Annotated in this window: 11 protein-coding genes; 7 read left to right on the top strand and 4 right to left on the bottom strand. The window is 48.3% G+C overall.

The genetic code is table 11. The features are described 5' to 3' along the window. Positions 1-107: 107 nt before the first annotated feature. The gene (locus ACO08K_RS30845) at positions 108-1,652 is read left to right on the top strand and encodes an amidohydrolase (RefSeq protein ID WP_421800357.1); all 1,545 of its coding nucleotides are present in this window, start codon (positions 108-110) and stop codon (positions 1,650-1,652) included. An 8-nt stretch (positions 1,653-1,660) separates the two neighbouring features. Here ACO08K_RS30845 and ACO08K_RS30840 read toward each other — a convergent pair whose 3' ends face one another. Together ACO08K_RS30840 and ACO08K_RS30835 are read right to left on the bottom strand one after the other, a co-directional pair. Further along, positions 1,661-2,587: a PKD domain-containing protein gene (locus ACO08K_RS30840; protein ID WP_421800356.1), complete on the bottom strand. Its 927-nt coding sequence runs from the start codon at positions 2,585-2,587 to the stop codon at positions 1,661-1,663. Between the two features lie 388 nt (positions 2,588-2,975). After that, on the bottom strand, positions 2,976-3,977 hold the full coding sequence (locus ACO08K_RS30835; protein ID WP_421800355.1) for a hypothetical protein: 1,002 nt from the start codon (positions 3,975-3,977) through the stop codon (positions 2,976-2,978). A 231-nt stretch (positions 3,978-4,208) separates the two neighbouring features. Here ACO08K_RS30835 and ACO08K_RS30830 point away from each other — a divergent pair, with 231 nt between their 5' ends. The 5 genes from ACO08K_RS30830 (at position 4,209) to ACO08K_RS30810 (ending at position 10,938) form a co-directional block, all read left to right on the top strand. Further along, positions 4,209-4,736 (top strand): GNAT family N-acetyltransferase, encoded by a 528-nt coding sequence (locus ACO08K_RS30830; protein ID WP_421800354.1) that lies wholly within the window; start codon positions 4,209-4,211, stop codon positions 4,734-4,736. A gap of 135 nt (positions 4,737-4,871) precedes the next feature. After that, positions 4,872-6,257 carry a dipeptidase gene (locus ACO08K_RS30825; protein WP_421800353.1) on the top strand — a complete coding sequence of 462 codons (1,386 nt, stop codon included), beginning with the start codon at positions 4,872-4,874 and terminating at the stop codon, positions 6,255-6,257. Positions 6,258-6,411: 154 nt separating this feature from the next. Beyond that, positions 6,412-7,716, top strand: a complete 1,305-nt coding sequence (locus tag ACO08K_RS30820) for an amidohydrolase (protein ID WP_421800352.1) — start codon at positions 6,412-6,414, stop codon at positions 7,714-7,716. 224 nt (positions 7,717-7,940) lie between these two features. Continuing rightward, positions 7,941-9,245 carry an amidohydrolase gene (locus tag ACO08K_RS30815; protein ID WP_421800351.1) on the top strand — a complete coding sequence of 435 codons (1,305 nt, stop codon included), beginning with the start codon at positions 7,941-7,943 and terminating at the stop codon, positions 9,243-9,245. 97 nt (positions 9,246-9,342) lie between these two features. Then, positions 9,343-10,938 (top strand): amidohydrolase family protein, encoded by a 1,596-nt coding sequence (locus tag ACO08K_RS30810; protein ID WP_421800350.1) that lies wholly within the window; start codon positions 9,343-9,345, stop codon positions 10,936-10,938. Positions 10,939-11,214: 276 nt separating this feature from the next. On the opposite strand, the gene ACO08K_RS30805 is transcribed toward ACO08K_RS30810, so the two are convergent. Both ACO08K_RS30805 and ACO08K_RS30800 read right to left on the bottom strand, forming a co-directional pair. Beyond that, a complete protein-coding gene (locus ACO08K_RS30805) occupies positions 11,215-12,168 on the bottom strand; it encodes a hypothetical protein (protein ID WP_421800349.1) in 954 nt (317 codons plus the stop codon). Then, on the bottom strand, positions 12,165-12,623 hold the full coding sequence (locus ACO08K_RS30800; RefSeq protein WP_421800348.1) for a T9SS type A sorting domain-containing protein: 459 nt from the start codon (positions 12,621-12,623) through the stop codon (positions 12,165-12,167). The genes ACO08K_RS30805 and ACO08K_RS30800 overlap by 4 nt, the downstream gene beginning before the upstream one ends. A 218-nt stretch (positions 12,624-12,841) precedes the next feature. Here ACO08K_RS30800 and ACO08K_RS30795 point away from each other — a divergent pair, with 218 nt between their 5' ends. Continuing rightward, positions 12,842-13,558, top strand: a complete 717-nt coding sequence (locus ACO08K_RS30795; protein WP_421800347.1) for a DUF547 domain-containing protein — start codon at positions 12,842-12,844, stop codon at positions 13,556-13,558. Positions 13,559-13,605: the final 47 nt, after the last annotated feature.

The raw sequence follows: 13,605 nt of genomic DNA, 5'->3' as shown, positions 1-13,605 counted from the left end.
GCCTTAGGTTGCTTAGGTGGTGAGAAAAATCCCTGCGAAGCAGCATATAAATTTCACCACCTAAGCAACCGAAGGCACTGAAGAAACACTACAGCTAGGCATAAACTATGGATCAAATTTTTCACAACGGCCACATTCACCCCACTGCTTCCACCCAAGAAGTTGAAGCACTTTGGGTAAAAGATAAGAAAGTCGCAGGTTCTGGGCCATTGGCCCAACTGCAGCAACAAGCCGGAGCATCAGCAAAACTACATGATCTCCAAGGCAAATGCCTGCTACCCGGCTTCCACGACCCACACATCCACCTCTGGAAAGTTGGTGACCTATTGACTTACATGCTCGATTTGCGCGGAGTAAGGAGCATTCCAGAAATGCAGGACCGCCTGCGCGAATTTGCCACCCGCCACCCTGAGCGACCCTGGATATTGGCGCGTGGTTTTAACGAAGCCAATTTGGCCGAAGGACGGATGCCCGACCGCTACGATCTGGATCGTGCCATTCCCGACCGCCCTTGTTACGTGATTCGCACTTGCGCCCATATTGCGGTAGTGAACTCAATGGTTTTTTCACTTTTGCCCAGTTTGGAAGCACCAGCCGGTGGGGAAGTGCTCCACGATAAACAGGGCAAAGCAAACGGTGTGTTCACTGAAAATGCCCTGGGGTTGATCACCCGCCTGATCCCTCCACATCCAGCAATGGCTTATCGGGAGATGATTCTCGCCGCCCAGGATGCTTTATTGGAAAAAGGAATCACTTCAGCAACAGACCCAGGCGTAATGCCAGATTTGTTGGCGGTTTACCGACAAATGGATGCGGCTGGGGAACTCAAAATCCGCATCCACGCCATGCCGATTATGGTGCCGGATGGAATCAGTATTGCACTGCCTTTGCAGGAACAATACCATGCTGATTTTTTACACATCGATACAGTCAAGTTTTTTGCTGACGGCGGACTGAGCGGCAAAACGGCAGCGGTGAAACAGCCTTATCAGCATGGAGGGGGAAAAGGGGTAATGCGTCTGGATAGCCACTTTTTTCTCAACCTCGCCCAAAAAGCCCAGGCTGCTGGCTGGCGCATTGCGACCCACGCCATCGGGGATGCAGCAATTGATCAGGTGTTGGCGGTGTATGCCGAATTGGATCGGAATAACCCGCAGGGTTTGCGACACCGCATCGAACACTTGGGCATGCCCCATCCTGAGCACTTGAACATTATGCGGGAATTGGGCACATTTTGTGTGTCTCAACCCATCTTTTTGTATGAACTAGGCCTTAACTTTCGGCGCTACCTACCCAATTTTTACCTCAACCGGGTGTTTCCTTACCGCAGTGTATTGGATGCCGGAGTCGGTTTGGCTTTTTCCTCAGATGCACCCGTGGTAAAGGATTTTAATCCACTAATGGGTGTACAGAGTGCTGTTGAGCGATTAGACTTGCGGGGCAATGAAATTGGTGCAACTGAAAAAATTACCCTCGTGGAGGCCTTGCGGGCATATACGCTAGGGGCTGCTGAAGTCGAGGGGACGGATGCCGTGAATGGGAGCTTGGAAGTGGGGAAATGGGCGGATCTGGTGCTGTTGGAGGAGAGCCCTTTTGAAGTAAATTCGAATAAATGTGGAAATTTGAAGGTAAAAATGAGTTTGGTCCTGTAATTTTTTTCTTACAACTTCCGCCCCGAGCAAGTATATTCTACCCAGGATTTTGCGACTCTATATTGAATGCTATCGAGGGCGTTGAACACATCCAGGGTATAGGTTTCGCAGCCATTCAGGTTGCAATTGTATTCCCCAATGTAACGGTTGTTCGTTCCACTTCTACGCAATACCCCTCCTTCCACTTTTATCGGATTATAAGGTAGGTTTTGCACTCGAATGGTGTCTAAAAATGGATTGCCCCCCCGAGTAGAAATGCAAAGGCATTTGTAGGCATTTGTAGCCGAGCTACCGCTTACGACAATTCTTTTTTGTACCGTCAAATCGCTCCCCCCACACCTCGTAATGCGCACTTTTACCAAAAAACTGCCGGTATTGCTGTAGCTATGGGTAGTGTGGTAGCCCGTTCCCATGTTGCCATCACCAAAATCCCATTCATAGCCGAAACTACAATTGCTTTGACAATTTTCAGTATTGATATTGGCTACAAAATGTGAGGTATTTTGCACGTACAGGGAGTCATCGCAGTCAATCCGGAAGCCACAAAGTGGGATGTTGTGGTGTTTTACCCAAATGCTGTCTGTTTTTTCGCCGTAGGTATTGCCACGTTCAACCCGCAACTTGACAATATTCATCCCAATGCGCTTAAACCGATGAATGGCGTAGTGGGTTTGGGTGGTGTCACTTTTGCTGCCATCGCCCCAGGACCAAATGTACCGGTCGGATGGCGTATTGCTGGTGCTAAAAGTGATGTTTTCATCATCAAATACGGTATCCCGCTGGTTGTTGTTTTCCAACCACGGCGTAAAGGTGTTTTGCCATACCGGGGAAGGTTGGGCAGGCTCCTCTTTTTTACAAGCAGCATCAGTCAGTGCGATGATGGCTATAAATGTGCACTGGAGTAAGAGGCGAACTGTTTTGGCTGGTGCATTCATTGGGATTCTTTGTTTTTATTTCACAAAACGACAGAATGGCCCACAATAGCAACCACTTTAACCTCCTGGATTGAATGAGGCAGTTTGTTTCCTGCGGGCATTTCACCTTTGACAACATATTCACCGTGGAGGTAGCAAACTATAAAGCCTAATCTTTCAAAAAATCAATTACCAGCCGATTGAACTCCAGCGGATGGGTTTCGTAATAACCATGACTGCCTTCTTTGATGATTTCCAAACGTGAGCCTTTTATCGTTTCATTCAAATATTGGTAAAGCAAGGGCGAGTAAAATGGCTTTTGCCTAACCAAAAATGGAGAAATAACACCAGAAAATGGTATTTCCCATCGAATGCCCCAAAAGACAGCCTTTCGGTTGACTCTATGTCGCTAACTAGCGCTTATGTGTTTCATAAGGCTCTCAATGTCGTTCAGAACAGTATTCTCCAAGTGATTCCTGATTTCGGCCATATATAAGGAGAAGTTCTTCACTGTCTTTGCATGCCTATTGGGAATAGCATCGTAGTTGTATTTGATCCGAACACCAGTGCTATTGTCCTTTATTTCAGCACCTGAGGGTATGGTAATACCATTCATGTCCTGGTGTGTGAGTAGTTTAGAGTTGTGAATCAATAGATAATCACAATACAAAGTATGAATTATGACTTCTGGCTTCACTTGAAAGGATATGTTTTTGTCCAACTTTTTTAGGTATATTTTTTTGGTTTTAAGATACTTAAATCCTAATCCTAAAAGATATTCGCCGACCTGCTCGTGGAACATGGTAATCTTTCTTTTGTTAGTCAAATGGTCGTTAATCGCTAAGATTAGGTCCGAAGACAGGTTGATACCAACGTTCATAATTACATTTTCCTGCACTTCTTCATACCAGGGTATAAACCCAAACATTGTTTTAGTAAGATTATCAAGATAGGAAATATCCAGATGGTCAGGTTCATCAATCAGTGGTGTACCAATAAGTAAGTCCTCTCTGTCAAATTGCGCAAACTTTTGGCCCAAATCTACTCTGCACCTTTGTAAAGAATTGTTGAGTATCAAAGTATACCCGCACAAATTTATAGTCTCCACAACAGACACAAATAGGATTTTCTTCATCGGAAATACCTTAGCCAGTTTTGTTGAGAATGCAGTCAGGAACAGTCGAAAAAAATCTTCAACTAAGTAATTCGATGTAATAATAGTGCAACCATTTAAAAAGCCAAATCGAAGCTTGTCGTCAAATAAGCTTTCACTCAATTTCTTCGTGTCACCAATTGTGAAATGCTTCCAGCTGTTTCCAGTAAAGCCTTCAAGCTCCAAACCTGCTATAGTGGTTTCTAGGTCATCCTTCGGAAGTCCTTCAATGATTAAAATGTTCAATCTATAACCCACAGCTTAGGTTTTAATGTTAAAAAACAAATCCCTTCTGCTTAGCTACATTCCATCTTTTTCGTCTAAATGATTTTACAGGATTGAAATTATTTACAAATATAACAAATTGTATTCAATTCAACCAAATGGCAACCGATTGAATTTTAAAGTTATTTATCAAAACATCAACTGTGTTTCCCCCTCCGCAGGCAATATGAGTTTACCCCATTCGTTTTCTCCCCAAAAAACCAAATGCAAATCCTCCACCTCCCCGACTACCTCCTCTCCTCCACTCAACGCTCCCAAATTACCGCCTTACTCCAAAGCACCTTCCCCCAATACCCCGCCCGCTCCCACTTCCGCCAAATCCCCCACTTCCGCATCCTCGCCCACGACGACTCCGGCAGCCTCCTCGGCCACATCGCCGTCGAGCACCGTATGGTCCACAACGCCGGGCAAGTGCTGCGCATCTTCGGCCTGGCCGACGTCTGCATCCACCCTGAGCACCAAAATAAAGGACTGGGTACCAAACTATTGAACTTCCTGGAAAGCCTTGCCCTCGAAGCCCAAATCGAGGCCCTACTTTTAATCGCCCCCGAGCCTGAATTTTACCTGAAAAATGATTTTCTTGCAGTGGAGAATGACTGCAAATGGCTGTTCCTGCAAGGCGACCAAACCCTGGGCGTATTGAACCGCAAGGTCGGAGGATTGATGGTGAAAATGCTGAGGGAGAAGAGCTGGAGGAGTGGGCAGCTGGATTTGTTGGGACATATATTTTGATTGGTTGAGAAGTTGAGGAGTTGAGGAGTTGAGGCTGCCGCAGCGATTTTGACAAGGATATTGTCTAAGTTACTGTGGTAGCCTCAACTTCTCAACTTCTCAACTCCTCAACCCCTCTAACCAAATCTTTTTCACATGCAAAAGACACAAGCGTACATCCGGCAACACCAAAACCGTTTTCTCGAAGAGTTGCTGGACATGTTGCGGATCGCCTCGGTAAGTGCAGATCCGGCGTACAAGGATGATGTAGCACGCACCGCCGAATTTGTAGCCGAAAAGCTCCGCGCCGCCGGAGCTGACAATGTAGAAGTGGCCCCTACCGCCGGACACCCCATCGTGTACGGAGAAAAACTCATCGATCCCAGCAAGCCCACCGTGCTGGTTTACGGCCACTACGACGTACAACCCGCAGACCCGCTCGAACTCTGGACTTCCGGGCCATTTGATCCGGTGATCAAAAAAACGGAAATCCATCCCGATGGAGCCATCTTCGCTCGCGGTTCCTGTGATGACAAGGGACAAATGTACATGCACGTCAAGGCTTTTGAAGCCATGTTGTCTGCAGGTGAATTGCCTTGCAACGTCAAGTTCATGATTGAGGGAGAAGAGGAAGTCGGCTCCGTCAATCTGGGCACCTTCCTGGAAAACAACAAGGAAAAACTGGCTTGCGACGTCATCCTCATTTCTGACACCTCTATCATTGCCAACGACACCCCTTCCATTACTGTAGGCTTGCGCGGTTTGAGCTATGTAGAAGTGGAAGTGACCGGAGCCAATCGGGACCTGCACTCGGGCGTTTACGGTGGCGCAGTTGCCAACCCGATCAACATCCTGAGCAAGATGATCGCCTCCATGCAGGATGAGAACAACCACATCACCATCCCTGGCTTTTACGAGGATGTGCTCCCGGTAAGCACTCCCGAGCGCAAGGCCATGAACGAGGCACCTTTCAATGAAAAGGCCTACATGGCTGACCTGGGCATTGGTTCGGTTCACGGGGAAGCAGGATACACCACGCTGGAACGTACTTCCATCCGCCCTACCCTGGATTGCAATGGCATCTGGGGTGGTTACATCGGTGATGGGGCCAAAACGGTATTGCCTTCCAAGGCTTTTGCCAAAATCAGCATGCGGCTGGTCCCCAATCAAGATCCCGATAAAATTACCGATCTTTTTGCCCGGCATTTCAAAGCCATTGCGCCACCCTCCGTGCAGGTAGAAGTACGGGCGCATCATGGCGGTTTGCCGGTGGTTACGCCTACCGATACACCGGAATACAAAGCAGCAGCCAAAGCCATGGCGACTACCTTTGGCAAAGAACCCATCCCCCAACGAGGTGGTGGTAGTATCCCCATTGTAGCCTTGTTTGAGTCCATTTTGGGGGTAAAATCGGTGTTGATGGGCTTTGGTCTGGACAGTGACAACCTGCACTCTCCCAATGAAAACTACGGCCTTTTCAACTTTTACAAAGGCATCGAAACGATTCCGTATTTTTATCAGTATTACGCGGAATTGAAATAACTCAGGTGCCTCTTCGGTGCCTTAGGTTTCTTAGGTGGTGAAAAAAATAAACCTGCGAAGCAGGATAACATTTCACCACCTAAGAAACCTAAGGCACCGAAGAGGCACCTGAGTAGTTTGGAATGATGGTTAATTTTTTTCCAATCGGATTAGTATGAAAAAAACACAACTGCTACTGTGGTGCGTCCTGGGCCTCTCCCAAATGCCGCTACAGGCTCAAACCGTGTACGACCAAATCGACAAACAAGCCGATGCGGTCGAACCCAAAGTGATTGCCTGGCGCCGCGACCTGCACCAAAATCCCGAACTCAGCAACCGGGAATTCAAAACGGCTGAAAAAATTGCCGCGCACCTGCGCAGTCTTGGTTTGGAAGTGCGCACGGGTGTAGCCAAAACGGGCGTCGTCGGCATTCTGCGCACCGGCAAACCCGGTCCCGTGGTCGGCCTGCGCGCCGATATGGACGCCCTGCCTGTAGTGGAGCGCGTCGATCTGCCCTTTGCCTCCAAAGTCAAAGGAGAATACCGCGGCGGCGAAGTGGGCGTAATGCACGCCTGCGGCCACGATACCCACGTAGCCATGCTCATGGGGACGGCTACGGTATTGACTTCGATCAAAAACATGTTGTCTGGAACGGTAGTATTCATCTTTCAACCCGCTGAAGAAGGTCCTCCTCCCGGAGAAGAAGGTGGTGCCAAATTGATGGTGGACGAAGGTTTACTCAAAGACCTTAAAATCAACGTCATCTTCGGGCAACACATCAGCGCGATGACCGAGGTGGGTCAGGTGACCTTCAAACCCGGTGGACAATTGGCCGCTGCGGATCGTTTTGTAATCAAAATCAAAGGCAAACAAACCCATGGCTCCCAGCCCTGGGCAGGGGTGGATCCAATTACCGTTGGGGCTCAGGTTGTATTGGGCATTCAAACCATCGTCAGCCGTCAAATGGAACTGACCAGAGAAGCCGCCGTGATCAGCGTAGGCCGCATCAGTGGCGGTGTGCGCAACAACATCATTCCCGAAGAGCTGGAACTGGAAGGCACCATCCGCACCCTGGATGTGGACATGCAAGCCGACCTGCACGATCGCCTGCGTCGCACCGCCACCAATATTGCCGAGGCCTCTGGAGCCAGCGCCGAAGTGGAAATCATCAAACACGTGCCCATCACCTTCAATAATCCTGAGCTGGTTACCAAAATGGGGCCAACCATGAAAAGGGTTTGTGGCGAAGACAATGTGAGCATTTCACGGGCAGCAACTGCTTCGGAAGATTTCGCCTTTTTCGCCAATGAAATTCCTTGCTTTTTCTTTTCGCTGGGCGGAATGACCAAGGGCAGAGACCCCAAAACGGTGGGCCCGCACCACACGCCCGATTTTTTTATTGATGAGAGTGGATTGAAGTTGGGGGTACGGGTATTGAGCAATCTGGTGCTGGATTACAGTACCAAAATCGGGAAGTAATTGCGCTGCAGCTTCCCTGAGGTGATTCCTTTGGTGCCTTTGGTTGCTTAGGTGGTAAAAAAATTGGCTTATTGATTTTTTCACCACCTAAGCAACCAAAGGCACCAAAGTGGCACCTCAGGGTGGTAACAATGGATTCATACAATAAAAAATTCTTTGATTTTCATTTGCTTTACATGATGAAAGAGGGGCCTTATTGCCTCTTTTCTCAATTCAAACTAACTATGAAAAAAACAAATTTTGGAGGTTTGTGCTTTGCTATTTTTTTGGTTCAGGTCTCCCTCTCGGCGCAAACCGTATATGACCAAATCGATAAACAGGCTACTGCCATGGATGCCAAAGTCATTGAATGGCGCCGCGACTTGCACGAAAACCCCGAACTAAGTAACCGGGAATTCAAAACCGCCGAAAAAGTGGCCGCACACTTGCGCAGCCTGGGTTTGGAAGTGCGTACCGGGGTAGCCAAAACCGGGGTTATTGGAATTTTGCGTACAGGCAAGCCAGGTCCGGTAGTTGGACTTCGGGCCGATATGGATGGCCTTCCAGTGGTTGAACGGGTAAACCTACCTTTCGCCTCCAAAGCCAAAGGGGAATACCGCGGCGAAGAAGTGGGTGTTATGCACGCCTGCGGTCACGATACCCACGTAGCCATGCTGATGGGTGCCGCCAGTATTTTGACCAATCTCAAAAGCCAGTTGACGGGTACCGTGGTGTTCATCTTCCAGCCTGCGGAAGAAGGTGCTCCTCCTGGAGAAACAGGTGGTGCCAAACTGATGGTGGATGAAGGTTTGTTCAAAGACCTTAAAATCAATGTCGTTTTTGGGCAACACATCAATTCGATGATTGAGGTGGGCAACATCAACCTGCGTCCAGGTGGCCTGCTGGCTGCTGCCGACCGTTTTGTGATCAAGGTTAAAGGCAAACAAACACATGGTTCTCAGCCATGGGCTGGCGTTGACCCGGTCACGGTAGCTGCACAGATTGTACTAGGCCTACAAACCATTGTCAGCCGCCAGTTGGATCTGACCAAAGAAGCTGCCGTAATCAGTGTGGGTAAAATCACCGGGGGGGTGCGCAACAACATTATCCCTGAAGAAGTGGAACTGGAAGGTACCATCCGCACCCTGGATGTAGCCATGCAAGACGACCTGCACGAACGCTTGCGCCGTACCGCCACCAACATCGCGGAAGCTTCCGGTGCCACCGCTGAAATTGAAATCAACAAATTTGTACCCGTTACCTACAACAATGCTGAGCTGCTGACCAAAATGGGTTCAACGCTGAAGCGGGTATGTGGTGAAGACAATGTAGTCATCAGCAGGGCCACTACTGGCGCTGAAGATTTTGCATTTTTCGCCAATGAGGTCCCCAGTTTGTTTTACTTCCTCGGCGGACGTACGCCAAGCCTCGACCCTAAGGCCGCACCTGCACACCACACGCCAGATTTCTACATCGATGAGGCTGGGATGAAACTGGGCGTGAGGTTGTTTTGTAACCTCGTGGTTGATTACACGACAAAGCTCAAATAATGATAAATGATGAATGATAAGTGATGAATTGTCGATGCCCTTAACATTTATCCATTCATCACTCATCATTTATCACTCATCACTTCAAACTAATACCATGCATAAAACCAGATACCTTTACTTTTTTTTATTCCTGACTTTGTGCTCCTCCCTATTCGCACAAGTCAAAAAATCCCCCGACCGCAAGGAAGGTGACGGCCCTTACGCCCAACTCATCATCCGCGGCGTTACGCTCATCAACGGCAATGGAGCTCCCCCAACCGGCCCAGTTGACGTGGTGGTGGAAAACAACATCATCAAAGAAGTCAAAAACGTAGGCTATCCTGGTGTACCCATCGATCCCAAAAGTCGCCCCCAACTCAAGCCCGGCGGCAAGGAGTACAACTGCGAAGGTATGTACATGATGCCCGGCCTGATCGATATGCACGGACACATTGGCGGGCAAGCCCAGGGTGCCGATGCGGAGTATGTCTTCAAACTCTGGATGGGCCACGGCATTACCACCGTGCGAGATCCTGGTGCAGGCAATGGCCTGGATTGGGTATTGGAACATAAAAAACGCAGCGAAAAGAACGAGATCACAGCACCGCGTTTGCTGGCGTTTACGGTTTTTGGCCAAGGGTCCAAAGAAACCATCAGTACCCCTGCACAAGCCCGCGAATGGGTACGGCAAAACGCCCAAAAGGGTTCCGATGGCATCAAGTTTTTTGGTGCTCCGCCCGAAATCATGACCGCAGCATTGGACGAGAACAAAAAACTCGGTTTGCGTTCAGCCTGTCACCACGCCCAAATGGATGTGGCTCGCTGGAACGTACTCAATTCTGCCCGCGCAGGCCTCACCACGATGGAGCATTGGTACGGTTTGCCGGAAGCCTTGTTTACCAATCAAACGGTACAGAACTACCCATTGGACTACAACTACCAAAACGAGCAGGACCGTTTCGAGCAGGCGGGTAAACTCTGGAAGCAGGCCGCAGCGCCTTATTCGGAGCATTGGAAAAAAGTCATGGATGAATTGTTGGCTCTGGATTTCACCCTTGATCCTACCTTCAACATCTACGATGCCAACCGCGACCTGATGCGTGCTCGCCGGGCAGAATGGCACGAGGAATATACCCTCCCTTCGCTTTGGCGCTTTTACATGCCCAGCCGGATTTCGCATGGTTCTTACTGGCAGTCCTGGGGCACCGAACAGGAGATCAGCTGGAAAGAAAATTATCGCCTGTGGATGACCTTTGTGAATGAATACAAAAACCGGGGTGGCCGGGTAACGGCAGGTTCTGACTCTGGTTTCATTTATCAGCTGTACGGTTTTGCCTTCATCCGCGAATTGGAGATGTTGCGCGAAGCAGGTTTTCACCCCCTGGAAGTGATCAAAAGTGCAACCCTCAATGGAGCGGAAGCACTGGGTATAGCGGATAAGGTAGGCACCATTCAGGTAGGCAAACTGGCCGACATGGTGATTCTGGAAGAAAACCCACTGCAAAACCTGCAAGTCCTTTATGGAACGGGTGCCATCAAACTGACCGAAGACAACAAGGTTGTACGGGTGGGTGGCGTGAAGTACACCGTGAAAGATGGTATTGTGTACGATGCCAAACAACTCTTGGCGGATGTACGCAAAATGGTGGCTGATTCCAAGAAAAAGGAAGATTTTGAAATCGAGCAGCCAGGTACAAAGATTAAACCATAACCATCCGAAATAAGCTTGTGGGCAATAACATTAGTCATCCCGAATTTTTCATCAGAAAACACTAAAGCGACATTTTTTTAGCACAAAGGACACAAAGGCAGCACAAAGGTCGCAAAGGTGAGACGTTGACGAGGCTTTACATCCAAAATAAGATAAAATCCAGGTGTATTGCTTTGTCAAAATCGCGTCTTTGTGTCCTTTGTGCTGCCTTGGTGTCCTTTGTGCTCATTTTTTCATTGTGATACTTGTAAACTCATATTTCAGGATGAGCTGGCACTAATTAGGGCAAGCAACTTTAGTCAAAACCGGTGCTCCGGCATTACTTACCGTCATCCGCCAGCAACTGCCATCAGGAGATTTCATGATTACGCCGCGGTTGATGTCCTGGATGAATACATCGCCGCTAGCCACCTGTAATTTTGCCCCAGGGTCAGGTGCACTTATTCCAATGTTTCCATTGGCTGCAATGGTCAAGCGCTCGGTGGCGGTACTGGAAAAACCTCCTGTGTGAAAACGCAACTTGCCATTAAAAGATGCCGCAGCCAATTCAAGTCCCCGATTTGCAAGCGGACTGTAAATTAAAGCATAGCCCCTTAAATAACTTGGAAAGTCAGGCCCATCGGGGTATCCATAAATGCCAAGATTGGCACTAGGTGCCTTGGTTCCATAATTCCGGTTAAAAACGGCAATTTGATTCTTGGTAGGGTCTGATGAAGCTTGTGCAATTGACAAACTAAAACCTTCAGTAAGGCCACCTTTTTGGCCAATTACGACAGGTCCGTCATAATAAATTTGACTCCTGTCATAAATCGTGTCCCGCCACTGGCTGCTTCCGCCACTACCAGCGTTTCCTGCTTTCTCCGCATACAGCGCATAAGGCACACTCATCAATTGAGTCGTATTGCTCAACAAGCCATCAATTTCTACAGTGAGAAATTTAGGCCCCGCCCAATTGATACTAGCAAAAGTGCCCGTTATGGCGCTGCCCTGGCCAATGGTCAGGTTGAACAAACCGAAGGCATTGGTTTGCGTTTGGTGCGTTTCAGCGTAAATGGCCGTGCCTTGGGCTGAGCCATTCAGGATGCTGAATTTTACAGCTACTCCGGTATTGGCTTTGGGGTTACCAGCATTGTCGCGCGCAATGGCTTGATAACTGAAACCTTGGGGTGCCTGAGCCAGGCTGAGTTGGGCATAGATCGCCGCTATAATCAGGATTAAGAGCTTTTTCATAGTTTAAAAAACTTGATGATTCTGGAATATTCGGTTTGTTTTCCCCTCAGGTGCAGAAAGTAAATGCCAGTAGGCAATCCACTGACATTAATCGGTGAGCCATCAAAGGTGCCCGATTTAACTGCCTGACCAGCCCGCTGGATGGTGTACTGGAGGAAACAGTTGAACTGGCCTTGCAAATTGATCACGTCTTTTACTGGGTTGGGAAAAAGTACGATCACCTCGATGGCACTGGGCGAACATTCGTCAACGGGTTTTGTAAAGTTGGGCTGCTGGAGGCCCTGGGTGTAGGCGAGGTCGAAATCACTGAGGGTTGTGATCGCAATTTCACCAATGGAGTAGGATACACTCATAATTGCGTTGCCAACGGTCGCCCCTCCAGGGCTGATGAGCGTTTGTGCATGGCATAGTCCTACTGCCCCTAGCAAAAGCAGGGTCAATGCATTTTTTACCATATTTAAGATTTTGAAATGAAAATGCTTAATTAAAAAATGCGGTAATGTTCCGCCTCAAAAAGCAACGCTCAAACAACACAAATGTAAATCCTTTTAAATTAATAGCAATAGTTTCACGAATAAATATTTGTCACTTTACAACCATAATCACGTCAGAATTCGTACGTAAAGGATACAACCAAAGTGGATGTCCACTCGTTCACTACAAAAACCAATCCATGTACAAATCATTGCTTTATTGCTGTCTTTCTCTGGGTTTGCTGTTTTCTACCATCAATCGGGTAGCTGCCAATCCGCCCAGCCACGAAGCCTGGGATGCCCTGCTTAAAAAATATGTATCTGCTACGGGTAAGGTCAACTACAAAGGGTTGAAAACCGATAAAACCAAACTGGAGGATTACCTCAAAACCCTGAGTGGCAATGCCCCGGAAGAATCCTGGAGCAAAGCAGAACAGATGGCCTTCTGGATCAATGCCTACAATGCCTTCACCATCAAACTCATTGTAGACAACTACCCCCTCAGCAGCATCAGCAAACTGCATGGCGGCAAACCCTGGGATCACAAGTGGATCAAAATTGGGTCAAAAACTTACTCGCTCAACAACATCGAAAACGATATCCTGCGCCCGCAATTCAAGGATGCCCGCATCCACTTTGCGGTGAACTGCGCCGCCAAATCCTGCCCTCCGCTGCTTAATACTGCCTGGACCGCCAGCAACCTCAACAGCAATCTGGATGCCCAGGCCAAAAAATTCATCAACAATACAGCATTCAATAAACTGAGTGAGAAAAAGGTGGAGGTCTCCAAAATTTTTGAATGGTACGCCGAGGATTTTGGTAACCTGACCACTTTTATCAACAAATATGCCAGTACCAAAGTAGGTGCTAAGGCGAAGGTGCTGTATCAGGAGTATGATTGGAGTTTGAATGAGTAGGCATTTGTGGTGATTGTAAGGTTTATTCTCCGCATATTTTGCGGAGA

Origin of the sequence: Haliscomenobacter sp. (genome assembly GCF_965225875.1) — a bacterium.
Classification (GTDB): domain Bacteria; phylum Bacteroidota; class Bacteroidia; order Chitinophagales; family Saprospiraceae; genus Haliscomenobacter.
Note: the sequence above shows the minus strand (reverse complement) of the source record. Positions and strands in the feature narration are given on the sequence as shown.

What these genes read in the sequence shown, in the direction of transcription:
- ACO08K_RS30845 (WP_421800357.1), top strand. Translation starts at nt 108, where the DNA reads ATGGATCAAATTTTTCACAACGGCCACATTCACCCCACTGCTTCCACC.
- ACO08K_RS30840 (WP_421800356.1), bottom strand. Translation starts at nt 2,587, where the DNA reads ATGAATGCACCAGCCAAAACAGTTCGCCTCTTACTCCAGTGCACATTT.
- ACO08K_RS30830 (WP_421800354.1), top strand. Translation starts at nt 4,209, where the DNA reads ATGCAAATCCTCCACCTCCCCGACTACCTCCTCTCCTCCACTCAACGC.
- ACO08K_RS30825 (WP_421800353.1), top strand. Translation starts at nt 4,872, where the DNA reads ATGCAAAAGACACAAGCGTACATCCGGCAACACCAAAACCGTTTTCTC.
- ACO08K_RS30820 (WP_421800352.1), top strand. Translation starts at nt 6,412, where the DNA reads ATGAAAAAAACACAACTGCTACTGTGGTGCGTCCTGGGCCTCTCCCAA.
- ACO08K_RS30815 (WP_421800351.1), top strand. Translation starts at nt 7,941, where the DNA reads ATGAAAAAAACAAATTTTGGAGGTTTGTGCTTTGCTATTTTTTTGGTT.
- ACO08K_RS30810 (WP_421800350.1), top strand. Translation starts at nt 9,343, where the DNA reads ATGCATAAAACCAGATACCTTTACTTTTTTTTATTCCTGACTTTGTGC.
- ACO08K_RS30805 (WP_421800349.1), bottom strand. Translation starts at nt 12,168, where the DNA reads ATGAAAAAGCTCTTAATCCTGATTATAGCGGCGATCTATGCCCAACTC.
- ACO08K_RS30800 (WP_421800348.1), bottom strand. Translation starts at nt 12,623, where the DNA reads ATGGTAAAAAATGCATTGACCCTGCTTTTGCTAGGGGCAGTAGGACTA.
- ACO08K_RS30795 (WP_421800347.1), top strand. Translation starts at nt 12,842, where the DNA reads ATGTACAAATCATTGCTTTATTGCTGTCTTTCTCTGGGTTTGCTGTTT.